20 protein-coding genes are annotated in these 23,270 nt (G+C 66.3%); 10 read left to right on the forward strand and 10 right to left on the reverse strand.

Annotated elements, in window-relative coordinates:
* Nucleotides 1–224: 224 nt before the first annotated feature.
* The 3 genes from trmFO to gyrA all read right to left on the reverse strand — a co-directional run bounded on the left by trmFO (nucleotide 225) and on the right by gyrA (nucleotide 4,768).
* Nucleotides 225–1,574 (reverse strand): methylenetetrahydrofolate--tRNA-(uracil(54)-C(5))-methyltransferase (FADH(2)-oxidizing) TrmFO, encoded by a 1,350-nt coding sequence (trmFO, locus tag BM052_RS15075; protein WP_091148234.1) that lies wholly within the window; start codon nucleotides 1,572–1,574, stop codon nucleotides 225–227.
* A 111-nt stretch (nucleotides 1,575–1,685) separates the two neighbouring features.
* The gene (locus tag BM052_RS15080; RefSeq protein ID WP_091148235.1) at nucleotides 1,686–2,045 is read right to left on the reverse strand and encodes a DUF952 domain-containing protein; all 360 of its coding nucleotides are present in this window, start codon (nucleotides 2,043–2,045) and stop codon (nucleotides 1,686–1,688) included.
* Nucleotides 2,042–4,768, reverse strand: coding sequence for a DNA gyrase subunit A (gene gyrA / locus BM052_RS15085; protein ID WP_091148236.1), 2,727 nt, complete (start codon nucleotides 4,766–4,768; stop codon nucleotides 2,042–2,044). Before gyrA ends, BM052_RS15080 begins: the two co-directional genes overlap by 4 nt.
* Before the next feature lie 330 nt (nucleotides 4,769–5,098).
* Between gyrA and BM052_RS15090 the strand changes: the two genes are divergently transcribed.
* Nucleotides 5,099–6,430, forward strand: a complete 1,332-nt coding sequence (locus tag BM052_RS15090; protein WP_091148237.1) for a hypothetical protein — start codon at nucleotides 5,099–5,101, stop codon at nucleotides 6,428–6,430.
* A gap of 189 nt (nucleotides 6,431–6,619) precedes the next feature.
* Here the strand turns inward: BM052_RS15090 and BM052_RS15095 are convergent, their stop codons facing one another.
* Nucleotides 6,620–7,285, reverse strand: a complete 666-nt coding sequence (locus tag BM052_RS15095) for a carbonic anhydrase (RefSeq protein ID WP_177198503.1) — start codon at nucleotides 7,283–7,285, stop codon at nucleotides 6,620–6,622.
* An 86-nt stretch (nucleotides 7,286–7,371) separates the two neighbouring features.
* Between BM052_RS15095 and lipA the strand changes: the two genes are divergently transcribed.
* Both lipA and BM052_RS15105 read left to right on the forward strand, forming a co-directional pair.
* Nucleotides 7,372–8,334 (forward strand): lipoyl synthase, encoded by a 963-nt coding sequence (gene lipA, locus BM052_RS15100; protein WP_091148241.1) that lies wholly within the window; start codon nucleotides 7,372–7,374, stop codon nucleotides 8,332–8,334.
* A gap of 52 nt (nucleotides 8,335–8,386) precedes the next feature.
* The gene (locus tag BM052_RS15105) at nucleotides 8,387–8,833 is read left to right on the forward strand and encodes a type II toxin-antitoxin system RatA family toxin (protein WP_091148242.1); all 447 of its coding nucleotides are present in this window, start codon (nucleotides 8,387–8,389) and stop codon (nucleotides 8,831–8,833) included.
* Between the two features lie 192 nt (nucleotides 8,834–9,025).
* Here BM052_RS15105 and BM052_RS15110 read toward each other — a convergent pair whose 3' ends face one another.
* From BM052_RS15110 to BM052_RS15120, 3 genes are all read right to left on the reverse strand, one after another.
* Nucleotides 9,026–9,526, reverse strand: a complete 501-nt coding sequence (locus BM052_RS15110; RefSeq protein WP_091148244.1) for a CinA family protein — start codon at nucleotides 9,524–9,526, stop codon at nucleotides 9,026–9,028.
* A gap of 17 nt (nucleotides 9,527–9,543) precedes the next feature.
* Nucleotides 9,544–10,053 carry a hypothetical protein gene (locus tag BM052_RS15115; protein ID WP_255406179.1) on the reverse strand — a complete coding sequence of 170 codons (510 nt, stop codon included), beginning with the start codon at nucleotides 10,051–10,053 and terminating at the stop codon, nucleotides 9,544–9,546.
* A 64-nt stretch (nucleotides 10,054–10,117) separates the two neighbouring features.
* Nucleotides 10,118–11,302, reverse strand: a complete 1,185-nt coding sequence (locus BM052_RS15120; protein ID WP_091148251.1) for a bifunctional 2-C-methyl-D-erythritol 4-phosphate cytidylyltransferase/2-C-methyl-D-erythritol 2,4-cyclodiphosphate synthase — start codon at nucleotides 11,300–11,302, stop codon at nucleotides 10,118–10,120.
* A gap of 80 nt (nucleotides 11,303–11,382) precedes the next feature.
* Between BM052_RS15120 and dusB the strand changes: the two genes are divergently transcribed.
* The 7 genes from dusB to hflX all read left to right on the forward strand — a co-directional run bounded on the left by dusB (nucleotide 11,383) and on the right by hflX (nucleotide 20,834).
* Nucleotides 11,383–12,411 (forward strand): tRNA dihydrouridine synthase DusB, encoded by a 1,029-nt coding sequence (gene dusB, locus BM052_RS15125; RefSeq protein WP_091148253.1) that lies wholly within the window; start codon nucleotides 11,383–11,385, stop codon nucleotides 12,409–12,411.
* The gene (locus tag BM052_RS15130; RefSeq protein ID WP_091148258.1) at nucleotides 12,408–13,547 is read left to right on the forward strand and encodes a two-component system sensor histidine kinase NtrB; all 1,140 of its coding nucleotides are present in this window, start codon (nucleotides 12,408–12,410) and stop codon (nucleotides 13,545–13,547) included. Before dusB ends, BM052_RS15130 begins: the two co-directional genes overlap by 4 nt.
* A complete protein-coding gene (gene ntrC, locus BM052_RS15135; RefSeq protein WP_091148262.1) occupies nucleotides 13,544–14,962 on the forward strand; it encodes a nitrogen regulation protein NR(I) in 1,419 nt (472 codons plus the stop codon). Before BM052_RS15130 ends, ntrC begins: the two co-directional genes overlap by 4 nt.
* 112 nt (nucleotides 14,963–15,074) lie before the next feature.
* On the forward strand, nucleotides 15,075–17,261 hold the full coding sequence (locus BM052_RS15140; RefSeq protein WP_091148320.1) for a sensor histidine kinase: 2,187 nt from the start codon (nucleotides 15,075–15,077) through the stop codon (nucleotides 17,259–17,261).
* Nucleotides 17,262–17,310: 49 nt separating this feature from the next.
* Nucleotides 17,311–18,705: a nitrogen assimilation response regulator NtrX gene (locus tag BM052_RS15145; protein WP_091148321.1), complete on the forward strand. Its 1,395-nt coding sequence runs from the start codon at nucleotides 17,311–17,313 to the stop codon at nucleotides 18,703–18,705.
* A 156-nt stretch (nucleotides 18,706–18,861) separates the two neighbouring features.
* Nucleotides 18,862–19,431: an RNA chaperone Hfq gene (gene hfq, locus BM052_RS15150; protein ID WP_091148325.1), complete on the forward strand. Its 570-nt coding sequence runs from the start codon at nucleotides 18,862–18,864 to the stop codon at nucleotides 19,429–19,431.
* Nucleotides 19,432–19,493: 62 nt separating this feature from the next.
* On the forward strand, nucleotides 19,494–20,834 hold the full coding sequence (hflX, locus tag BM052_RS15155; RefSeq protein WP_177198504.1) for a GTPase HflX: 1,341 nt from the start codon (nucleotides 19,494–19,496) through the stop codon (nucleotides 20,832–20,834).
* Here hflX and mazG read toward each other — a convergent pair.
* The 3 genes from mazG to radC all read right to left on the reverse strand — a co-directional run bounded on the left by mazG (nucleotide 20,811) and on the right by radC (nucleotide 23,237).
* On the reverse strand, nucleotides 20,811–21,602 hold the full coding sequence (mazG, locus tag BM052_RS15160; protein WP_091148264.1) for a nucleoside triphosphate pyrophosphohydrolase: 792 nt from the start codon (nucleotides 21,600–21,602) through the stop codon (nucleotides 20,811–20,813). The two genes, hflX and mazG, sit on opposite strands and share 24 nt — an antisense overlap.
* A 115-nt stretch (nucleotides 21,603–21,717) precedes the next feature.
* On the reverse strand, nucleotides 21,718–22,479 hold the full coding sequence (locus BM052_RS15165) for an NRDE family protein (RefSeq protein ID WP_091148265.1): 762 nt from the start codon (nucleotides 22,477–22,479) through the stop codon (nucleotides 21,718–21,720).
* A complete protein-coding gene (radC, locus tag BM052_RS15170; protein ID WP_091148267.1) occupies nucleotides 22,479–23,237 on the reverse strand; it encodes a RadC family protein in 759 nt (252 codons plus the stop codon). The genes BM052_RS15165 and radC overlap by 1 nt, the downstream gene beginning before the upstream one ends.
* Nucleotides 23,238–23,270: the final 33 nt, after the last annotated feature.

Raw genomic sequence — 23,270 nt, forward strand, 5'->3', positions numbered from 1 at the left:
CGGTTCCAAACCGTCAGGCCGCGTTAGCGACCTGAACCAGCCGCTTTGAGCGGCTCACATCGTAAAGCCCCCGGCTCTGCCGGGGGATACTTACTTCCAATGGTTTGTTGCGAGACAACGCCCGCTCGCCCTGAGCCTGTCGAAGGGTCGTCCCGAGCCCGTCGAACGGTATCCACTCCAGCGCCTCTTGTCGAACTCAGGACCAGGGGAGGAGGAATGGATTTTCAGCCCTGGGCGGCCGGGGTCATGGCAGGAAGCCAGGTGGCCAGGTCTTCCTTGGCCCGCGCCGTATAAGCTTCCTTGCGCTGTTTCTTCTTCACTTCGGGCAGTGGCGGGAACAGGCCGAAGTTGACGTTCATCGGCTGATAGGTCTCCGCCTCGGCATCGCCGGTGATGTGCGAAAGCAGAGCGCCCAGCGCCGTGGTGCGCGGCGGCGCGCGCCAGTCGCGGCCCGCCAGTTCGGCCGCCGCCATCAGCCCCGCCATCAGGCCCACCGCCGCGCTCTCGACATAACCCTCGCAGCCGGTGATCTGCCCGGCGAAGCGCACGTGCGGCGCGCTCCCGAGGCGCAGCTGGCGGTCCAGCAGGACGGGGGAGTTGAGGAAGGTGTTGCGGTGCAGACCGCCCAGCCGCGCGAACTCCGCCTGCTCCAGTCCGGGAATGGTGCGGAACAGGCGGACCTGTTCGGCGTGCTTGAGCTTGGTCTGGAAGCCCACCATGTTCCACAAGGTGCCCAGCTTGTTGTCCTGCCGCAGCTGGACGACGGCATGAGGCCAGCGCCCGGTGCGCGGATTGTCGAGCCCGACCGGCTTCATCGGTCCGAAGCGCAAGGTATCGACGCCGCGCTCCGCCATGACCTCGATCGGCATGCAGCCGTCGAAGTAGGGGGTATTGGCTTCCCATTCCTTGAATGCGGTCTTCTCGCCGGCGATCAGGCCCGCGTGGAAGGCAAGGTACTGCTCCTTGCCCATCGGGCAGTTGATGTAATCCTTGGATTCGCCCCCCAGTTTCGAAGGCTTGTCCCAGCGGGAGGCCATCCAGCAGATGTCCATGTCGATTGTCTCGCGGTGGACAATCGGAGCGATGGCATCGAAGAAAGCCAGCGAATCCGCGCCTGTCGCCCGGCCGATCGATCCGGCCAGGGCTTCGGCGGTCAGCGGGCCGGTGGCGACGATGGTAAGGCCGCTTTCGGGCAGCACATCGATCCGCTCGCGCACGATCTCGATTGCCGGCAGGGCCGAAAGGCGTGCCTCGACCTCGGCGGAAAACACGTCGCGGTCGACCGCCAGGGCCGAGCCGGCCGGCACTTGCGCCCTGGCGGCGGCGGCCATGATGAGCGAATCGCAGCGGCGCATCTCGTGATGGAGCAGGCCGACCGCGTTCTTCTCGTCGTCGTCCGAGCGGAAGGAGTTGGAACAGACCAGCTCGGCCAGCGCGTCGGTCTGGTGCGCGGGGCTCCGCTCGCCGGTGCCGCGCATTTCCGAAAGCCGCACCGTGAAGCCGCGCCGGCCAAGCTGCCAAGCCGCCTCGCTGCCGGCGAGACCGCCGCCGATGATGTGAACGTCATGCTTCATGGGATGCTGGGCCTAGCTTGTCTGGCGCATGCGGGGAAGAGGCAGCGTCGTGGCGGGGGATGCCGCTTGTGCCGACTTGTGTACCTTCCGGACCCCCGTTGGGTGCCGTCTCTACCCGGCTTGGCCCCGCTGGTCCGGCAGCCGCAGCGCGCCGTCCGCGTCGGTTTCGACGGGCCCATGGGCGACTACGGCGGAGAGCGGCAGCGGCGCGTAGATGTGCGGAAACAGTGCTCCGCCGCGCGAGACTTCCCACTTCACCGCATCGCCCAGCGCCGCCAGGTCGACGGCGGCGATGTGCAGGTCAGCCTGCCCGGCGAAGTGCTTTTCCAAGGTTTCCTGCGCTTGTCCTGCGGTGGACATATGGATGTAGCCATCCGCGATGTCCACCGGGGCGCCCGCGAAAATCCCTGCCGCGACCAGCTCTTCCAGCTGCGGCCCGGTCAGGATCTTGTACGCGACGGTATCGCTCACGCCTCACCTTCCGGAGCGCCGGGCAAATCCACGGAGCCTTCTCCGGCTTCCTCCCCGGCCTCCTCGTCGAGCCTGACCGCGCTGACCACATGCTCGTCGTTGGAAACGTTGAACAGCCGCACGCCCGCCGAGCCGCGGCCGATCACGCGCAGCGATTCGAGCGGCAGGCGGATCAGCTTGGCCTGGTCGGTCACCAGCATCAGCTGCTGCGCCTGGGCGGCGGGGAAGCTCGCCACCACCGGGCCGTTGCGGGCGATGTTGTCGATATTGGTGATGCCCTGTCCGCCACGGCCGGTGCGGCGGTACTCGTAGGCGGAGGAAAGCTTGCCGTAGCCGTTGGCGCAGACGGTGAGGATGAACTGCTCGCGCGCGGACAGTTCCGCCATGCGCTCGGCGCTGAGCGAGGATTCGCCTTCCTTCTCGCCCTTCCACGGGGCGAACCTGAGGTATTCCTCGCGTTCTTCCGAAGTGGTGCCGACGCGGTGGAGGATCGACAGCGAGATCACTTCGTCGTCGCCCTTCAGCGCCATGCCGCGCACGCCGGTGGAGGTGCGGCTGGTGAATTCGCGCACGTCGTCGCCGGCGAAGCGGATCGCCTTGCCCTGGCGGCTGGCCAGCAGGACATCGTCCGAAGGCTCGAGCAGGGCCACCCCGATCAGCCGATCGTCCGAGCCTTCATCGAAGCGCATCGCGAACTTGCCGTTGCTCGGAACGTTCGCGAAGGCATCCATGGCGTTGCGGCGCACGTTGCCCCGGGCGGTGGCGAACACCACCGAGAGCTTGCTCCACTCGGCCTCGTCCTCGGGCAGGGCGAGCACGGTCTGGATCGTCTCGTCCTTTTCCAGCGCGGGCAGCAGGTTGACGATCGGCCGGCCGCGCGTGGTCGGGCCGCCCTCGGGCAGCTTGTAGACCTTGAGGCGATAGACTTTGCCGGCGGTGGAGAAGAACAGCACCGGATTGTGGGTGGACGTGACGAACATCGTCGTCACCGCATCCTCTTCCTTGGTCGCCATGCCGGCCCGGCCCTTGCCGCCGCGGTTCTGGGCGCGGAAGGTGGAGAGCGCGGTGCGCTTGATGTAGCCGTCCATGGTGACCGTCACCACCATGTCCTCGCGCTCGATCAGGTCCTCGTCCTCGATCCCGTCGAAAGCGGCGGTTATCTCGGACACGCGCGGCGTGGCATAGGCGTCGCGCACCGCCTGAAGCTCCTCGCGCATGACCGCGTAGAGCTTCACCCGGTCGGCCAGGATCGCGAGGAATTCCTCGATCGCGGAGGCCAGTTGCTTGAGCTCGTCGCCGATCTCGTCACGCCCCAGCGCGGTCAGGCGATGCAGGCGCAAGTCCAGGATGGCCCTCACTTGCGCCTCGGACAGGCGGTAGCTGCCGCCGGTCTCCTCCACGCTGGGCTCGATCGCCTCGACCAGGCGGATGTAGGGCGCGATATCGCCGATCGGCCATTCCTTGGCGAGCAGCTTGGCGCGCGCGTCGGCCGGGTTCGCCGAGCCCCGGATCATCGCCACGACCTCGTCCATGTTCGAGACCGCGACGACCAGGCCCAGCAAGATATGCGCCCGGTCGCGCGCCTTGTTCAGCTCGAACTTGACGCGGCGGGTGATGACCTGCTCGCGGAACTGGATGAAGGACTGGATGATGTCCCGCAGCGACAGGATTTCCGGTCGGCCACCCCGGATCGCCAGCATGTTGGCGGGGAAGTTCGACTGTGCCGGGGTATTGCGCCAGAGCTGGTTGAGCACGACTTCGGGCGAGGCATCGCGCTTCAGCTCGATGACCATCCGCACGCCTTCGCGGTTGGATTCGTCGCGGATGTCGGACACGCCCTCGATCCGCTTGTCCTTGGCGGCTTCGGCGATCTTCTCGACCAGGCCGGACTTGCCGGTCTGGTAGGGAATGCTGGTCAGCACGATCGAGCGGCGATCTCCCCGGCCTTCCTCGATCACGTGGCGGCAGCGCTGGACGATCGAGCCGCGCCCGGTGGTATAGGCCGCGCGCGCGCCGCTCGAACCCAGGATCAGCGGGGCGGTCGGGAAGTCCGGCCCCGGAATGATCTCGAACAGTTCTTCCGAGGTTATCCCCGGATTGTCCATCATCGCGAAGCAGCCGTCGATCACTTCGCCCAGGTTGTGCGGCGGGATGTTGGTCGCCATGCCCACCGCGATGCCGCCCGCGCCGTTGACCAGCAGGTTGGGGAAGCCGGCGGGCAGGACGGTGGGCTCCCGCCGCGAACCGTCGTAGTTCTCGACGAAATCGACGGTATCCTTGTCGAGATCGTCGAGCAAAAAGTTGGCGACGCGGGCCAGGCGCGCCTCGGTATAGCGCATCGAGGCCGGCGGATCGGGGTCCATCGAGCCGAAGTTGCCCTGGCCGTCCACCAGCGGCAGGCGCATCGACCAGGGCTGGGTCATGCGGGCGAGCGCGTCGTAGATCGCCGTGTCGCCGTGCGGGTGGTAGTTACCCATGACGTCGCCGACGATCTTGGCGGACTTGCGATAGGGGCGGCCGGCGACGAAGCCGCCTTCCTGGCTGGCGAAGAGAATGCGGCGATGGACTGGCTTGAGACCGTCGCGCACGTCGGGCAGCGCGCGGCTGACGATCACGCTCATCGCGTAGTCGAGATAGCTCGTCTTCATCTCGTCGACGATGTCGACGCGGGTGTACTCGCCTTCGGGGCCGGTGTGCTCGTTATTGTCGCTGTCGTCGCTCACGCGGGTTACGTCGCTGCTTGCTGAAGGGAAGGGTGGAGAACCGCCCTAGGGCAAGCGCGAAGCGAATGCCACCCACGCTCGCATCGCCGGAGGCGCAACCGCGCGGCGTTTTCCACACTTAACGGAAAAGAGCGGGATAAGGCGCGCCTGCCGGGCGTCGGGCAAGCTGAACCGCTGCGATGAATTGCATTCAATCAGCGTTCAGTGGCGCGTGACTAACCGGGCGGTGAGGTTGCCAAGTGGTCAATTCGCCGCCACTACCGGCACCGGTCTGTTCCGGATTCCCGCTTTCGGGCAGGGCATGCTGTTGTCTGTAGAGGAGTGGCCTTGATGGCTCGCAAATTCCTGGTTTCCCGTATCGCTCTTGCGGTCGCCCTTTCGAGCGGCCTGACGGTTGCCCTCGCTCCGCCTGCGATGGCGGCGAAGAAGGAGAAGGAAAAGGCCCCCGTCGCCGATTTTTCCGACGCCTTCCGCAAGGCGGCGGCGCCGATCGAGAAGGCGATGACCGATGCCACCTCGAAAATGCCCGCTGGAGCCGGTCCTGCCGAATATCCCGCCGTCAAGGCGCAGATCGATGCCGCGCTGGGCGGTGACGGAAAGGCCGCCTTCGAGGCCGCCGTGCCGACCGCGACGACGCCTGACGACAAGCACGCGCTGGGATCGATGATGCGCAACTACGGCATCCTGGGGCAGGATATGGCGTTTAAGCAGCGCGGCACCGTGCTGATGCTCGAAAGTGGCAAGCTGGCGGCGGATTCGGTCGGTCCGATGAATTACGATGCCGGCGTCACCGCCTATCAGCTCAAGGACTATGTGGGTTCCGCCAAGTACCTGAAAGCCTCGAAGGATGCCGGCTACCGCGATCCCAACGGCCAGCTCGATCTGATCCTGGCCGATGCCTACAAGCGCAGCGGCAATGCCGACGCCGTTCTCCAGATGGCCAAGGACGATGTCGCCGCGGCCCAGGCCAGGGGCGTGGCTCCCAGCGAGGCCTCGCTGCGCAACCTGCTGCAGCAGACCTATGCTGCCAAGCAGCTTGGTCCGTCGGTCGAATATGCGGCCATGCTGGGCCAGTACTATCCCAATACCTGGAACATCGCGATTTCCGTCGTGGGCGAACTGGCCGCGCTGCCGCGCGAGCAGGATATCGACCTGATGCGCCTGAAGTACCTGGCCAATGCGATGACGGAAAAGCGCGACTACTTCCTGTACCTGGAGGATGTCGATCCGCGCGCCTATCCGGGCGAAGCGCTCAAGATCATCAACGACGGCCTTGCCAAGGGCAAGCTGACGGCCACCGAAATCGCCGCCGACAAGACGAACACCTCCGCGCGCGTCGGTGCCGACAAGGCGACGCTGCCCTCGACCGCGAACGACGCGATGAAGGCGAATGCGACCGTCGGCGTCGTGACGGGTGCCGGCGACGTGTTCCTCAGCTACGACGATCCCGCCAAGGCCGAGACGTTTTATGCCAAGGCGCTCGGCATGCCGGGCGTGGACACCGCGAAGGTTGCGCTGCGTCTGGGCATGACGCAAGTCCTGCAGGGCAAGTACGCCGATGCCGAGACGAGTTTCGCGAAAGTAACCGGCCCGCGCGTCGTGGTCGCGAAGATGTGGAGCGCCTACGTCAAGGGCAAGACCGCGCCGGCGGCGGCGAACTGAGCGTAATCGGCGCAAAGAGTCTCGAATCGAACAAGCCATACCACGGTCCTCCCCGTTCCGGGGAGGACCGTGTGAACAAGTGCCAGAGCGGAAGGCGAAACCTCGCTCGGGCGAACGGTTCTCATGTCGTTTGAGATTCCTGCCTGATGTCCACCGCTGGACATTGGATTTGTCCCAGGGTCACCGGCCTCAGGTGACCGGGGCGAACACGCGCGTCTTCTCGTCCATCAGGTGCAGGATACCGTCCGATATCGCGAAGAACGCGCCGCGCAGGCGCAAATCCCCGTCGCGCACCTTGCGGCGGATGCAGGGGAAAGTCATCAGGTTGTCGAGGCTTACCTTGACGGCCGCCTGTTCCATCTGCCGTTCCGCCGATCGGCCTTCGGTCCCGAACTCTTCGGCGACGGGCTGGCGCGCCTCGTCCAGCAAGGCGATCCAGTCGGCGATGAAGCCGCCTTCGCCCGGCTCCGTGCCGTGAAGCTCCTGCGTCAGCGCCGCCTTGCAGCCGCCGCACATGCCGTGGCCCATGACCACGATTTCCTTCACCTTGAGCACTTGCACCGCGAATTCCAGTGCCGCGGATACGCCGTGATGGCCCGGCGCCGTCTCGAACGGCGGGACGAGGGCGGCGACGTTGCGCACCACGAACATTTCGCCGGGATCGACATCGAAGATCTGCGTCGGATCGACGCGGCTGTCGGAACAGGCGATAATCATCACCTCCGGCTGCTGTCCCTCGCCCAGGCGCGCCCAGCGTGCGCGGTGCGGTGTCCAGCCCGTGTCGCGAAAGCGCCGATAGCCTTCGAGGAGGTGCTGGAGTGGGCCGCTGCTGGCGTCGGACACGGGTGAGGGCATGGGGGGCTCCCTGGAGACTGTGCAAGCACCCCTTAGCCCGGATATTCGGGCTGGCAAGGGCGCAGCCAAGTGACTATCTGGGCCCGATGAACGATCTCTCCTCCGTCCCCAGCCCCGGGCCGAAGCCCGAACGCCAGCGCAAGCCGGACTGGATCCGCGTCAAGGCGCCCACTTCCAAGGGTTACGGCGAAACCCGCCAGTTGATGCGCGATCTCAAGCTCAATACCGTGTGCGAGGAGGCCGCTTGCCCGAATATCGGCGAATGCTGGACCAAGAAGCACGCGACGGTGATGATCCTGGGGGACACCTGCACGCGCGCCTGCGCCTTCTGCAACGTCAAGACCGGGATGCCCGGCCGCGTCGATGCCGATGAGCCCGCCCACGTCGCCGAGGCGGCGGCCAAGCTGGGGCTGGAGCACATCGTCATCACTTCGGTCGATCGCGACGACCTGCCCGACGGCGGCGCCGGCCAGTTCGTCAAGGTGATCGAGGAACTGCGCAGGAACACCCCCTCGACGACCATCGAGATCCTGACGCCCGACTTTCGCGGCAAGATGCGCCCGGCGATCGAGGCGATCGTCGCCGCGCGGCCGGACGTGTACAACCACAACCTGGAAACCGTGCCGCGGCTCTATCCGACAATCCGCCCCGGCGCGCGCTACTACGCCTCGCTGCGCCTGCTGGAGGAGGTAAAGCGCCACGATCCCTCGATTTTCACCAAGTCGGGCGTGATGCTGGGCCTGGGCGAGGAACGGCTCGAAATCCACCAGGTCATGGACGACATGCGCTGCGCCGACATCGATTTCCTGACCATGGGCCAGTACTTGCGCCCGACCCCGCGGCATGCCGAGGTCAAGGAATTCGTCACCCCGCAGGCTTTCGCGGCCTATGGCGCGATCGCCCGGGCGAAGGGCTTCCTGCAAGTCGCCGCCTCGCCGCTGACGCGTTCGAGCTACCACGCCGGGGAGGATTTCGCCCAGATGCGCGCCGCCCGCGCGCTGCGGCTGGCTCAGGAAGGGCAGTCGCGGTCGACCGGGGGACAGCGTTGATGTCCACCGGTGTACAGCAAGTGTCCGGCGCGATGCCGGAAAAGGGCTGAACGTGGCGGGAATCCACGAAGTCCACCGGTTGCCATACAGCGCCGAGCAAATGTTCGATCTTGTCGCCGATGTCGGCCGCTACCAGGAGTTCCTTCCCTGGGTGGTGGCGACCCGGATCAAGTCGGACAACGGCAGCGAAATGATCGCCGACATGCTCGTCGGCTTCAAGGCGCTGCGCGAGAAGTTCACCTCGCGCGTGGAAAAGGATCGCCCCAACGAGATTCGCGTTCACTACGTGGACGGGCCGATGCGCGATCTCGACAATCGCTGGGTGTTCCACCCGGTGAGCGACACGTCTTGCGACGTTGAATTCGACGTGCGATTCTCGTTCCGCAATGCCTTGTTCGAGAAGCTGGCGGGGCAGTATTTCGACAAGGCCTTTCGCAAGATGGTCGCGGCTTTCGAAGTGCGTGCGGCCGAGCTCTACGGGGTTTCCCAGCGGACGTGAGGCGCTAGGTTACTTTATGTAACTTAAGGAACAAAAGGTAACTAAGAGTCTCGTTGCAAAGTTACAAAATGTGACTTAACGCCATAAGATATTAGTATAAAAGAGATTTTCTGCAAGGATGTGTCATCCGGGGGCGGGGTGACGGGAACTGCCTCGTTCCGAAATTCCGCGTCGCTCCATTGCCGCCCCGCTTCAGGGAAGCAGCATCTCCAGCGCGACGATCGCTGCCTGGTGGCGGATCTCGGAGCGGGTGGCGCCTTCGATCAGCTTCTGCTCGGCGTTGACTTCGTCGTCGTCGCGAATGGCGAGCGCGAAGACGACGGTGCCCACCGGCTTCATCGCGGTTCCGCCATCGGGCCCGGCGATCCCGCTGACGGCGACCGCCACGTCGGCGTTGCTGTGTTTGATCGCGCCTTGGGCCATGGCCCAGGCGGTGGCGGGGGAAACGGCGCCGAACGCCTCGATGATATCGGACTGGACGCCCAGCAGTTCCTGCTTGGCTTCATTGGAATAAGTCACGAACCCGCGATCGAGCACGGCGGACGAGCCGGGGATTTCGGTCAGCGCGGCGCAGACGAGGCCGCCGGTGCAGCTTTCCGCCACCGCCACGGTGCGGCCGGCAGCCTTGTTCTCGGCGATCACCCGTTCGGCGAGCGCGACGAGGTCCTTCGGAAAATGCAGTGTTTCGGCCATGTCGGTCCTAGCGGAATTCAGCCCTTGCAGAGCGTGATATGGCCCACCTTCGGCTCGGCATTGCTCGCGACTTCCATGGTCAGCGCGATCAGGCCGGCGGTGTTCTCGGGCGGCAGGGGGGAAAGCAGGTCGATCGCCAGGTCCAGCTTGTCGCAGGACTTGAGCGCGATCCGCTGCGAAACGAAACCTTCGACGAAGACATCGGCCAGCTGGCGCATGGAATCGTCGGGCAGGTTCCGGGAAAGCCCGGAGGCATCGCCGCCATTGGCGCCCAGCGTCTTCATGAATGCGGGCTTGGCCTGGGGCCAATACTTGTCCTTCTGCCCGGCATAGCGGGCCGCCAGTTCTCCGCCGTGGCGGCGCAGGAAGGCGTCGGCGGGAAGTGCGGCGGAGCAGCGCTTGGCAGTGCCGCTGATCGCTTGCGGCAGGGCATAGGCGATCAGCGAGGTGGCTTCGGTCCTGGTCAGGCAGACCGGCTCGGCCGCCCAGGTAATGCCGGGCGCGATCGCCAGCACGCTGGTCAACATGGGGGCCAACATAGGGGCCAACACGGGGCCGATGGCTCTCGCAAATCCTTGCATGTGCATGTTCCTAAGCTTTGGAGAGGCTGACTATGGCCTGGGCGGCAATGCCTTCGCCACGACCGGTAAAACCCAGCTTCTCCGTAGTGGTTGCCTTGACGCTGATCTCGGCGATGTCAACGCCCAGGATTTCCGCCAGCCGTGCCCGCATCGCTTCCCGGTGCGGGCCGATCTTCGGCGCTTCGCAGATGATCGTAACGTCGGCGTTGCCCAGCACATACCCGGCCTCGCGCACGAGGGCGCCGGCGTGGGACAGGAACCGGTGCGAGGCGGCGCTTTTCCACTGCGGATCGCCGGGCGGGAAGTGCTGGCCGATATCGCCGGCGCCGATCGCGCCGAGCAGGGCATCGACCAGGGCGTGAATCGCGACGTCGGCGTCGCTGTGTCCTGCCAGACCCTGGTCATGGTCGATCGCTACCCCGCACAGCCATAGTTCTTTACCCGCGGCCAACCGGTGGACATCATAGCCTGTCCCGACCCGGACAGCGGGACCGGGCGCGGCGAAGTCCGCCGCGAAAGTAAGCTTGTGCAACGCTTCGTCCCCTTCGACCATGGCGACTTCCAGGCCCCAGGCCTGCGCCACCCGCGCATCGTCGCCGGCCGTCGTCGGGCCGTTCCAGCCGCGATGGGCCGCGAGAATATCGGCGAAGCGGAAGGCCTGGGGGGTCTGTACCCGGCGCAAATCCTCGCGCCGCGCCGCCGCGCCCATCACTTCGCCCCGCACGCCATGCTCGGCATGGGCAAGGCTGTCCACCACGGACAGGACCGGGATCGCGCCCTTGTGATGGACCAGCGCCGCCAGCACGCGGTCGATGACGGCGGCGGGAAGAAGCGGCCGCGCGGCGTCGTGGATCAGCACCAGATCGGGATCCGCCCCGGCCAGCACCTCCAGCCCGAGCCGGACCGACTCCTGCCGTGTCCCGCCGCCGTCGGTAAACTTGACACCAGGGACATCGCGCAAGCTTTCGCGGGCCACGCTGCCCGCCCCCTGCGGAATAACCACCAGGATCGGCGAAACCCCCGCCGCGGCAAGGGCCTCCACGGAGTGCCTGACCACCGGTTTCCCTCGCCAGATCGCGAACTGCTTGGGCAGGGGCTGGCCGGCCCGCAGCCCTTGACCCGCGGCGACCACCACGGCCGCCACCTTGCGCGCGTCCCGCCCGCCCGGCTCCTGTTCTGATACGATCCGCGACATTATCGCCGCCGGTAATCGCTTGCCGGGGCGAGGGCAATCCACTATGCGCTGCCTGTTTTTTAGGCGGCATTGCACAGAATATGACCCCATTGCCGACCCCTCCTGCGCTCAAGCCCATTCATGTCGGTCCCGTGACGATCGATTGCCCGGTCGTGCTCGCGCCGATGACGGGGGTATCGGACCTGCCGTTCCGCAAGATGGTGCGCGGCTTCGGTTCGGGGCTCAATGTTACCGAGATGATCGCCAGCCCCGCCGCGATCCGCGAGACGCGGGTGTCGATCCAGAAGGCGATGTGGGACCGGATGGAGGATCCGGTCTCGATGCAGCTGGTCGGCTGCGAGCCCGCGCAGATGGCCGAGGCGGCGAAGCTGGTCGAGGATCGCGGCGCGGCGATCATCGACATCAACATGGGCTGTCCGGTCCGCAAGGTCGTCAACGGCGATGCCGGCTCGGCACTGATGCGCGACCTGCCGCTGGCGACGCGGCTGATCGAAGCGACGGTGAAGGCGGTCAACGTGCCCGTCACCGTCAAGATGCGCATGGGCTGGTGCCATGACAGCCTCAACGCGCCCGAACTCGCGCGCATTGCGGAGGATCTGGGCGCGCGCATGATTACCGTCCACGGCCGCACCCGCAACCAGATGTACAAGGGCGAGGCCGACTGGGGCTTTGTCCGCAAGGTCAAGCATGCGGTCTCGATCCCGGTCATCGTCAATGGCGACATCTGCGGTATCGAGGATGCCGCCAGGGCGCTCGAACAATCGGGCGCGGACGGGGTGATGATCGGGCGCGGGGCCTACGGCAAGCCGTGGATCCTCGCGCAAGTCATGCAGTGGTGGCGCGGCGGTGGCGTAATGGCCGAGCCCGGCTTCGGCGAGCAGTACGAGATCATTCGCGAGCACTACGAGGCCATGCTGGCCCACTACGGGCGCGACACCGGCGTGAAGATGGCGCGCAAGCATCTGGGCTGGTACGTCAAGGGCCTCAAGGGTTCGGCCGAGTTTCGCAACCGGGCGAACTTCATCGACGATCCCGACGAAGTCCTGCGCGCCCTGGCGGAGTTCTACGCACCCTATCGGTCCACCGGTGGACAACGCCGAGCCGCATGAGCCTCGCGACGCCGACAGCTCTCCCTGAAGCCAACCGGCTGCTTTCCAGCCTTCCGCATGCCGTCATCCTGCTCGAGCCGGGACTGACGATTGCCTCGCTGAACCCGGCGGCCGAGCAGTTCTTCGGCCAGTCGCTGCGCCGCCTGGTAGGCAGCCACCTGGCCGACGTGGTCTCGTTTCCCGACCAGCGCCTGCTGGAGCGACTGAATGACTATGAGACGCCGGTATCCGCGCGCGAAGTTGTTGTCGCGCTGAAGGGCAGGGGGGTGCGGCGGATCGATATCAACATCGCGCCGGTCGCCGATACCACCGGTTGGCAGGTGCTGACGATCCACGACAACAGCGCGACCGAGGCACTCGGCGACGATTCGGGCGGGGCCGACAATGCCGTGCTGCGCGGGCCGGAGATCATGGCCCACGAGATCAAGAACCCGCTCGCCGGCATTCGCGGCGCCGCCCAGCTGCTCGCGCGCAAGGTGGACGAGCGGGACCGGGCCCTGACCGATCTCATCACCTCCGAGGTCGACCGCATCGCCAACCTGATCGAGCGGATGCAGAAGCTGAGCGGCCGTACCGCGCCTCCGGTGGGACCGTGCAACCTGCACGAGGCTGCGCGCCGCGCCATCGACGTGATCGAGGCGGCCAATGCCGAGGACGGCAGGGGCGGCGCGCGCCGCTGTCGGCTGGTGGAGGAGTTCGATCCCTCGCTGCCGCCGGTTCTCGGCAGCCTGGACGGGCTGGTCCAGGTCATCATCAACCTGCTGTCGAACGCCACCGAGGCGAGCCAGGACGCGGCCGAGCCGCGCGTGACGATCCGCACCCGCTTTGCCAGCGGCCTGCAACTGCACACCACGGATTCCGGTGCGCCGTTGCGGCTGCCGGTGGAGCTGCGCGTCAGCGACAACGGTCCCGGTGTCGATCCGGCCATGCGCGATCATATCTTCGAACCCTTCGTCACCACCAAGAAGTCGGGGCAGGGCCTGGGCCTGCCGCTGGTGCGCAAGCTGGTGCGCGACATGAACGGACGCATTACGCACGAGCGGGATGAGGAAGCGCGGCTTACCCACTTCCGCATCCACCTGCCGCTCGCGCGCGAGACCCGGGGAAGGGGAGTGAGGAGGAAGCCGGCACCATGAGCGTTCTGCTCGTCGAGGACGACATCTCGATCGCCATCGTCATCACCGCCGCGCTCGAAGACGAGGGCTTTTCGGTGGCGCATTGCCAGACCATCGCCGAGCGCGACCGCCTGTTGGCGGAAGGCTGCTTCCAGGCGCTGGTGACCGACGTCATGCTGCCCGACGGCGATGGCATCGAGACGATAGACCGGGTGCGCGCGTTGCATCCGGAAATGCCGATCGTGATCCTTTCGGCGCAGAACACGCTCGATACCGCGGTTCGCGCGACCGACACCGGTGCCTTCGAGTATTTCCCCAAGCCCTTCGACATCGACGAACTTGCCCGCACCGTGCGGCAGGCTGCCGGAACCGGGCAGGGAAGCGCCCCGCGCCACGACGAACCGCTGGGCGGCGGGCTTCCGCTGGTCGGCCGCAGCCCGGCGATGCAGTCCGTGTTCCGCATGATTACCCGCGTCCTGCGCAACGACCTGACCGTGTTGATCCTGGGCGAATCGGGCACCGGCAAGGAACTGGTCGCTGAAGCCGTCCACAACCTCGGGAATCGCAGGAACGGCCCGTTCATCGCCGTCAACACCGCCGCGATCCCCGCCGAACTGATCGAGAGCGAACTGTTCGGCCACGAGAAGGGCGCGTTTACCGGTGCGGTCGCGCGCCATGTCGGCAAGTTTGAACAGGCGGCGGGCGGAACGCTGTTCCTCGACGAGATCGGCGACATGCCGATGCAGGCCCAGACACGGCTGCTGCGCGCCCTGCAATCGGGCACCGTGCGCCGGGTCGGCGGGCGCGAGGAGATCCGGCTCGATACCAGGATCATCGCGGCGACCAACAAGGATCTGGAACCCGAGATCGCCGCCGGCCGTTTCCGCGAGGATCTCTACTATCGGCTCAATGTCGTGCCGATCCACATGCCGCCCTTGCGCGACCGCAGCGACGACATCGAGGTGCTGGCCCGCCACTTCCTCCAGCACGCCGCCAATGAGGGCCTGCCGCGCCGCCAGCTCACGCAGGAGGCGGCTGAACTGCTGAGCCGCCAGACCTGGCGCGGAAACGTGCGTGAACTCAAGAACTTCGTCTACCGCATGGCGCTGCTCGCCCGCGAGGATACGATCGACGTGGACAGCATCCTGCCGCTGCTGGCGCAGGAGCCGGCCGGCGCGCAGGTGGCGTTCCAGGGCGAGGGAGGCGATATCGCCAACGCCGTCTCGCAGTGGCTCGCGGTCGCACGCCCCGCCAACGGCACCATCTACGACAGCGCCATGGCTGCGTTCGAGCGCCCGCTGTTCGCCGAAGTGCTGCGGGAGACCGGCGGCAACCAGTTGCGCGCCGCGCAGGCGCTGGGCATCAATCGCAACACCTTGCGCAAGCGCCTGAGCGAACTGGCGCTGGACCCGGAGGAATTCGCTCGTCGACCGTGACCATGGTTTCGTGGAATCCCCTCTTGCAAGCCGGCAACAGTGCTGTTGTAACGCGGCCACGATGACGGAAGTACCGACCCGGAAGCGCGCCTGGCCGCGCTGGTGGCGGCGCATGCAGGTGGCAGCGCGCCGGGCGAACTTCTTCGCCGTCATGGAAGTGCTTTCGATCCTGGCCTTCCTGCTGATGACGGCCACGACCTGGGTGGCGCTGAACAGCGGCGCCGACAAGCGCGAACTGTTGCCGTCCAACCTCACGGCGACATTGCTGATCGGCACGCTGGTGCCGGCCATGGCGATCCTGGTCCTGTTGGGCCGGCGCATGGCGCTGCGCCGGGCCGCGGAGAACATCGGCGGAACCGGGCGGATGCATGTGCGCCTGGTCTTCATCTTTTCGCTGATTTCCGCGATCCCGACCCTGCTGGTGGTGGTCTTCGCGTCCTGGCTGTTCCAATCGGGCGTCGAGTTCTGGTTTTCCGACAGCTCGCGCGGGCTGCTGGAGAACGCCAACAAGCTGGCGCGGGGTTATTACGAGCAGACCTTGCGCGACGTGGGCTACGAATCGGTCGCCATGGCCGAGGATTCGCGCACCTGGCTTGGCGAATATCCAGTCGCCAGCCGGGAGTTCCAGGCTTTCCTAGCCGACCAGGTGCTGCGCCGGAACCTGAGCGTGGCCGCGATCATCCAGATCGACGCCAACGGCAGCCAGCGCACGCCGATCATCGTCGATCCGGACGGCAAGTCCGAAAACAACCGGATCGGCGAGGACGTCCTGGCGCGGCTCGACAAGGGCGAGCCTTATGACGTGACTTCGCGTGACAACCGCATCGTCGCCGCCGCCCCGATCGAGCGTTCCTCGGGCATCTACCTCCTGGTGGCGCGCAGCAACGACCTGCTTTCGCTCAGCCAGGGCCAGAGCGCGGAGAACATCGTCCAGGCCTACGAGGTGCTGACCAACCGGGCCCGGGTCTTGCAGCTGCGCTTCAACGTCGCGCTGTTCGTCGCCTCGCTGGCGCTGGTGGGCCTCGCGGTCTGGTTCGCGCTGCGCTTCGCCGATCGCCAGGTCAAGCCGCTCTACGAACTGGTCGACGCGGCGCGGCGGGTCGGCGCGGGCAATTACGCGCTGCGCATCGAAGGGCGCACCGGCGCGGACGAGATCGGCCTGCTCAACCGCGCCTTCAACCGCATGACGGCGCAGATCGACAAGCAGACCCAGGCACTGCTGGGCGCCAATCGCCAGCTTCACGAGCGGCGCCTGTTCATCGAGGCGGTGCTCGAATCGGTCACTTCGGGCATCATTTCGCTGGATGAAAGCGGCAAGATCCTGCTCATGAACAGCACCGCCCAGAAGCTGCTGACCGATCGTGACGGCACGCTTCCGGAGGAACTGACGATAAGCGAATTCGCTGCCCCGATCGCCGCCATGGTGGAGCAGGGCACGTCGGCGGGGCTGGTCCAGTACAACCGGGGCGGCGAGCTGCTGACGCTCGCGGTCAAGGCCAGCCGTGACGCCACCGGGCACGTCATCACCTTCGAGGATATCACGCGCCAGCTGCTGGACCAGCGCACCGCCGCCTGGTCGGACGTGGCCCGGCGCATCGCCCATGAGATCAAGAACCCGCTGACCCCGATCCAGCTGGCCACCGAGCGGCTCAGCCGGCGCTACCGCAAGCAGATCACCCAGGACCCCGAGCTGTTCGAGGATCTTACGCGCACCATCATCCGCCAGGTGGGAGACCTGCGGAAGATGGTCGACGAGTTTTCCTCCTTCGCGCGCCTGCCCAAGCCGATATTCCGCGCCGAGGACCCCGTTGCGCTTACCCGCCAGGCGCTGTTCCTGCAGGAAGTCGCCCGGCCCGACATTACTTTCAGCTTCGCCAGCGATCCCGGTGTTCCGATCATCGATTGCGACCGGCACCAGTTCGGCCAGGCCATGACCAACGTGCTCAAGAACGCCGTGGAGGCGATCGAGGCCAAAGCCAAGGAGGTCGGGGCCAAGGAGGCTGACGAGGGCTATCGCGGCGCCATCGGGGTGGAGGTCACCGGGCAGGGCGATTCGATCCTGGTGCGCATCGTCGACAATGGCATCGGCCTCTCGCAGGACCGCGAGCGCATCATCGAGCCTTATGTCACGACGCGTGAGAAAGGGACCGGGCTGGGTCTGGCGATCGTCAACAAGATCATCGAGGAACATGGCGGGGAGATGACGTTCACCCCCGCGCAAGGTGGCGGCACCACAGTGACCATGCGATTTGCGCAAGACCCGCTCGCCCATGGCCGCAAGCCGGAGGCCGCGGAATGATTACCCCGATAGCAACCATCCATTTTACCAAGACGAAGAAGACAAGGCCATGGCACTCGAAATCCTGATCGTCGACGACGAACGCGATATCCGCGAACTGGTCGCCGGTGTGCTGAGCGACGAAGGCTATGAATGCCGGACCGCCGGCGACAGCGAGGCCGCGCTCGCGGCGATCGATGCGCGCCGCCCGTCGCTGGTGCTGCTCGATGTCTGGCTGCACGGCAGTGCGATGGACGGCCTTGAGGTGCTCGACGCGATCAAGGCCCGCGAGCCCGAGCTGCCCGTCATCATCTTCTCCGGCCACGGCAACATCGACACCGCGGTCGCCGCGATCAGCCGCGGCGCGGTGGATTTCATCGAAAAGCCGTTCGAGGCGGAAAAGCTGCTTCATCTCGTCGGCCGCGCCACCGAGACCGAGCGGCTGCGCCGGGAGAACGCCCAGCTTCGCCATGATTTCTCGATAGGCGAGGAATTCACCGGGTCGAGCGGCATGATTAACCAGGTTCGCGCGACGCTCAAGCGCGTGGCCAATACCGGAAGCCGCTTGCTGATAAGCGGGCCGGCCGGCTCGGGCAAGGAAGTGGCCGCGCGGCTGCTGCACGCCTGGAGCCAGCGCGCGAGCAATGCCTTCGTCAGCGTCAATTCCGCCCGCATCACCCCCGAGCGTTTCGAGCAGGAACTGTTCGGCGAGGAGGCCGATGGTGCGCTGATCCGTCCGGGCCTGCTGGAAATGGCCGACGGCGGCACCTTGTACTTCGACGAAGTGGCCGACATGCCGCTTTCCACCCAGGCGCGCATCTTGCGCGTGCTGACCGACCAGGCCTTCGTGCGGGTGGGCGGCACGCGGCAGATCAGGGTGGACGTGCGCGTGGTTTCCTCCACTTCGCGCGATCTGGAAAAGGAGATCGCCGAGCGGCGCTTCCGCGAGGACCTGTTCTACCGCCTGAACGTGGTGCCGGTCTCGATCCCCGCGCTTCGCGAGCGGCGTGACGACATCCCCGCGCTCGTCGACCATTTCTTCGCGCGCTATGCCAACGAGCAGGGCGTGTCGCCGCCCCAGGTCAGCAATGAGGCGATGACCGCCTTGCAAGCCTACGAATGGCCCGGAAACGTGCGGCAGCTGCGCAACGTGGTGGAGCGCACGGTAATCATGGCCCCGCGCGAGAAGCTGGGGCGGATCGAGGCCGACATGCTGCCACCGGAAATCTTCAACAGCCGGGGCGGTGGCGATGCCGGCGTATCGGTGATGATGAGCGCGCCCTTGCGCGAGGCGCGCGAGAGCTTCGAGCGCGAATACCTGCGGGTTCAGATCCGGCGGTTCTCGGGGAATATCTCCAAGACCGCTTCCTTCATCGGCATGGAACGTTCGGCGCTGCACCGCAAACTCAAGCTGCTCGGCATGTCCGAGCGGCGCGAGGGCGAGGATAGCGAGGAGCCGGTGTGAGCGGCCACATGAAGCGATTGTAATGGCAACGCTACAATTCTCGTGTTTACTGCAATGCAGCAACCGGATAGGTTTCGATTCGAGTACGGTCACCGGGAACTGCCCGCGGCCAGATCGCGGACCGCAATGACGGCCGCCAAAAACAAGGAGAATGACATGGCTGGTCGAACACTTACCGCACGGCCCAAACCGACACCGCCGCCCGCCCCCGAAGCGGAAACGCCCCCCGTCAGCGCGGGGACATCGGCAGGGAAAGGGCAGAACCTCCAGGACCAGTTCCTCAATCTCCTGCGCAAGAGCAAGACGCCGGTCACCATGTTCCTGGTCAAGGGCGTGAAGCTTCAGGGCATCGTCACCTGGTTCGACAATTTTTCGATCCTGCTGCGCCGCGACGGGCAGTCACAGCTTGTCTACAAGCACGCCATCTCCACGATCATGCCTTCGACCCCGATCGACGCGCGCCAGTTTGCGAACGGTTCGGAGAGCGCGAAGAAGACGCGGGTGCTTCAGGATGTGTTCCTTTCCAGCATTCGCAACGCCGGCGTGCAGGTGACGATGTTCCTGATAAACGGCGTCATGCTGCAGGGCCGCGTCGCCGCTTATGACTTGTTCTGCATGCTGCTTGAGCGCGAGGGCTATGTTCAGCTCGCTTACAAGCATGCGGTCTCGACGATTCAGCCCGTGACTCCGGTCGACCTTCAGGCGCATGAAGAGGTCGACGATTGACCCGTCATCCTGGAACAGCCCCGGGGGTGACGCGTGTTTTTCTGAGTTGAAGCGGATCTGAATTGAACGATGAACTGAAGGGCGAGGTCACGCGCGGCGCGCGTGCCCTGGTCGTCTATCCGCAAATGCGCGGGCCCCGGTCGAGGGGAGGAGCGGACCTCGATCCCGACGCACGCCTCGATGAGGCGAAAGGCCTTGCCCTGGCGATTGGCCTCGTGGTGGCCGACGCGCAGGCGATTCCGATCCGGGCGCCGCGTGCCGGAACTTTGTTCGGCGAGGGTCAGATCCAGAACATCGGCGTCGCCTGCGAACTGAACGAGGCGGAACTCGTGATCGTCGATGGCTCGCTCTCGGCGATCCAGCAGCGCAATCTCGAGGAAAAGCTGAAACGCAAGGTCATCGATCGCACCGGCCTGATCCTCGAAATCTTCGGCGAGCGCGCGGCGACGGCGGAGGGCCGCCTGCAAGTGGAGCTGGCGCATCTGGATTACCAGGCCGGACGCCTGGTGCGCAGCTGGACCCACCTGGAACGCCAGCGCGGCGGCTTCGGCTTTCTCGGCGGCCCGGGTGAGACGCAGATCGAGGCGGACCGCCGGATGATCCGCGATCGCATGGCCAAGATCCGGCGCGAACTGGAGCAAGTGCGCCGCACGCGCGGCCTCCACCGTGATCGGCGCGAGAAGGCGCCGTGGCCGGTGATCGCGCTGGTCGGCTACACCAATGCCGGGAAATCGACGCTCTTCAACCGGCTGACCGGGGCCGACGTGATGGCGCAGGACTTGCTGTTCGCTACGCTCGATCCCACCATGCGCGCGATTCGGCTGCCCGGCGTCGAAAAGGCGATCCTCTCCGATACCGTGGGCTTCATTTCCGACTTGCCGACCCAGCTCGTGGCCGCCTTCCGCGCGACCCTGGAGGAAGTGAACGCGGCCGACGTGATCGTCCACGTGCGCGACATCGCCAATCCGGACACTGAAACGCAGAAGCTCCAGGTGCTCGAGGTCCTGGCCGATCTCGGCGTCCTGACCGGCGAGGGCGATGGAGAGGCGGCCGGAATCCCGATCATCGAGGTCTGGAACAAATGGGACCTGCTGGGGCCCGCCCATGCCGAGAAACTGCGCGAGGCCCTGGCCCACCGCGCGAAAGAGACCATCGTTCCACTCTCGGCGCGGACCGGACTTGGCTGCGAACGCTTGCTCGAAGTCCTGGGCGAAAGGCTGACGGCCGGATCGCAGGTCTACAGTTTCGTGGTGCCCGTCGCCGACGGCCAGCGCATCGCCTTTCTCCACGCGCGCGGCGAAGTCGTGGCCGAGGAGAACGCGGGCGAGGGACCGGAAGGACCGCTGGTTCGCTTGCAGGTCCGCCTTTCGGAGCGCGAGCTAGGACGATTCGCCGCGCTCTGACGCCTTGACCGCTTGCCAGTAGCTTTCCTGGACATCGAGCGGCTGCCCCGCGAAGTCCTTTCCGTCGCACGCTGCCAGCACTTCCATCGCGCGGAACCGGCGCTCGAACTTGGCGTTGGCGGCGCGCAGCGCGTCTTCCGGGGCCACGCCGTTCAGGCGCACCAGGTTGACCGCGGCGAACAGCAGGTCGCCTGCTTCCTCGATCCTGCCCGCCTCGTCTTCGGCGGCGGCGAGTTCGTCCATCTCCTCGCGCAGCTTGTCGGCGGCGCCGGCCGGATCGGGCCAGTCGAACCCGACCCGCGCCGCGCGCTTCTGCAGCTTTTCGGCCCGCATCAGCGCCGGGAGCGACAGCGCCACCTCGTCGATGGCGCTGCGTGCACCCTTGTCGGCGCGCTCGCGGGCCTTGAGCGCTTCCCAGCGTTCGGTCTGGGCGTGGCCCGAGGCGTCATCCCCGAAGATGTGCGGATGGCGCGTTTCCATCTTGTCGGCGATGGCGGCGGCCACGTCGGTGAAGGCGAAGTGGCCAAGCTCCTCCGCCATGCGGGCATGGAACACGACCTGGAACAGAAGATCGCCAAGTTCGTCGCGCAAGGAGGCAAGGTCTTCGCGCGCGATCGCATCCGCGACTTCATAGGCTTCCTCGATCGTATAAGGGGCGATCGTCGCGAAAGTCTGCGCCCGGTCCCACTCACACCCGTTCCCGGGATCGCGCAGGCGCGCCATGATCGAGAGGAGGCGGTCGATTTGCTGGTGGCGTTGTCCGGTCATGCGTTTAGGCTATTTCCGGAAACAGCGTGGTTTGCGCAAGCCGGAAGTGAGATCCGTCGTCCCGGGGAAGGTTGGGACGACGGGGCAGCCAACCGCGCATTGGTCTGGTGATACGTCACGCGCCGTTCCCCGCCGGGCCCTGGGGCGCCAGGGGCCACGCAAAGGTTTCGATACATTCGCCGGTAACCGCGGCGTCGGGCGCATAGCTGCGTTCCACTATCGTCCCGCGCCCGTCGCGTCCGATCGCGATAACCGTGCTGCAGCGCGTGCCGTAGATGGGGTCGCGAATGAAGACGGGTGCGAAGCAGGGGGTGGGGCCGTGTTCCGGGCAGTCCGGCACGGAGGGCGGGGCTTCGTCGCGCAGGGCCGCCAGCAGCGGGGTGAAATCGTGATCGCCGCCGGCCATCCACGCCTGGACGGCCTGCTGGACCCGCACGGTCTTGGGCCATGGCACGTCGAAGCCGCCGTTCGAAAGGCCGTGGACTCCCGGCGCGAGGCTGCGGCGCTCGACTTGCGGGTGGTTGCCAAGGAACCACGCGCTGCCGTTATCGATCAGCACCAGGTTGAAGGGGTTCATCGCTGCCATGTCTTGCGGCGCGGTGCCGGTCAGCAGATCGACGACGAGGCGTCCGCGCGAAGGTCGCCCGGGTTGTGGGCCCTGCGGCACGCGGTAGTTGGTGACCAGTGCGAATCGGCCCGCCTCGGCGACGCCGAGCCAGGTGCCGCCGCCGGTCAGGTCGGTTCCCGCGATCACGCCGGAGCCGTCGTCCCACCGGGAGAGCGGGGCAGCGGGGCGGGCATGGAATTCGTCCCGGTTGCCGGCGCAGACGAGCAGCCAGTCGGGATGCGCGTCCCAGGCGAGGGCGGCGACGCACATCAGATCAGCCCTTTGGCCTTGAGGCTGACATGCCCCTCGCGGCCGATGATGACATGGTCATAGACCGTGATGCCCAACAGGCGTCCGGCTTCGGCGATGCGGTTGGTGATCTCGATGTCGGCGCGGCTCGGCTGGGGCGAGCCGGAGGGGTGGTTGTGCACCAGGATCAGCGCCGTGGCGCCAATGTCGAGCGCGCGGCGGATCACTTCGCGGGGGTGGATGGCCGCCTCGTCGATCGAACCCTCGCCGGCGAGATCGTCCAGGATCAGCAGGTTCCTGGCGTTCAGGTAGAGTATCCGCACGCGCTCCACGGTCAGGTGGGCCATGTCGATCGTCAGGTAGTCGATCAGTGCCTGCCAGGAGGCGATCACCGGCATCTCGCGCACTTGCTGGCGCGCCATGCGGGTGGCGGCGACCCGGACCAGTTGCAGCGCGGCGCTGGTCGCCTCGCCCATGCCGGGGTGCATGGCGAGCGTGCGCGGATCGGCTTGCAGCACGCCGGCCAGCGAGCCGAAGCGTTGCAGCAGGCTGCGCGCCAGCGGTTTCATGTCCCGCCGCGCAACCGCCTGCGCCAGCAGGAGTTCGATCACCTCATGATCGGCCAGCGCGTCCGGCCCCCCTTCGATCAGCCGCTGGCGCAGCCGCTTGCGATGCCCGCTGGGATCGCTCGCCCGATCCGGCTGGCAATCGGGCCGGCGATCCGGCTGGCGGTGCGGGGGCGCGGCGCGTTCAGGAAAGAGAGGGGGCTCGTCAGGCATATGCTCTGCAAGCAATTGCCTTTCCCGCGCTGT

This window comes from Novosphingobium sp. CF614 (assembly GCF_900113255.1).
GTDB lineage: Bacteria > Pseudomonadota > Alphaproteobacteria > Sphingomonadales > Sphingomonadaceae > Novosphingobium.

Coding starts and splice junctions, on each gene's coding strand:
- trmFO (WP_091148234.1), bottom strand. CDS start 1,574: ATGAAGCATGACGTTCACATCATCGGCGGCGGTCTCGCCGGCAGCGAG.
- BM052_RS15090 (WP_091148237.1), top strand. CDS start 5,099: ATGGCTCGCAAATTCCTGGTTTCCCGTATCGCTCTTGCGGTCGCCCTT.
- BM052_RS15095 (WP_177198503.1), bottom strand. CDS start 7,285: ATGCCCTCACCCGTGTCCGACGCCAGCAGCGGCCCACTCCAGCACCTC.
- lipA (WP_091148241.1), top strand. CDS start 7,372: ATGAACGATCTCTCCTCCGTCCCCAGCCCCGGGCCGAAGCCCGAACGC.
- BM052_RS15110 (WP_091148244.1), bottom strand. CDS start 9,526: ATGGCCGAAACACTGCATTTTCCGAAGGACCTCGTCGCGCTCGCCGAA.
- BM052_RS15115 (WP_255406179.1), bottom strand. CDS start 10,053: ATGTTGACCAGCGTGCTGGCGATCGCGCCCGGCATTACCTGGGCGGCC.
- BM052_RS15120 (WP_091148251.1), bottom strand. CDS start 11,302: ATGTCGCGGATCGTATCAGAACAGGAGCCGGGCGGGCGGGACGCGCGC.
- dusB (WP_091148253.1), top strand. CDS start 11,383: ATGACCCCATTGCCGACCCCTCCTGCGCTCAAGCCCATTCATGTCGGT.
- BM052_RS15130 (WP_091148258.1), top strand. CDS start 12,408: ATGAGCCTCGCGACGCCGACAGCTCTCCCTGAAGCCAACCGGCTGCTT.
- ntrC (WP_091148262.1), top strand. CDS start 13,544: ATGAGCGTTCTGCTCGTCGAGGACGACATCTCGATCGCCATCGTCATC.
- BM052_RS15140 (WP_091148320.1), top strand. CDS start 15,075: ATGCAGGTGGCAGCGCGCCGGGCGAACTTCTTCGCCGTCATGGAAGTG.
- BM052_RS15145 (WP_091148321.1), top strand. CDS start 17,311: ATGGCACTCGAAATCCTGATCGTCGACGACGAACGCGATATCCGCGAA.
- hfq (WP_091148325.1), top strand. CDS start 18,862: ATGGCTGGTCGAACACTTACCGCACGGCCCAAACCGACACCGCCGCCC.
- mazG (WP_091148264.1), bottom strand. CDS start 21,602: ATGACCGGACAACGCCACCAGCAAATCGACCGCCTCCTCTCGATCATG.
- BM052_RS15165 (WP_091148265.1), bottom strand. CDS start 22,479: ATGTGCGTCGCCGCCCTCGCCTGGGACGCGCATCCCGACTGGCTGCTC.
- radC (WP_091148267.1), bottom strand. CDS start 23,237: ATGCCTGACGAGCCCCCTCTCTTTCCTGAACGCGCCGCGCCCCCGCAC.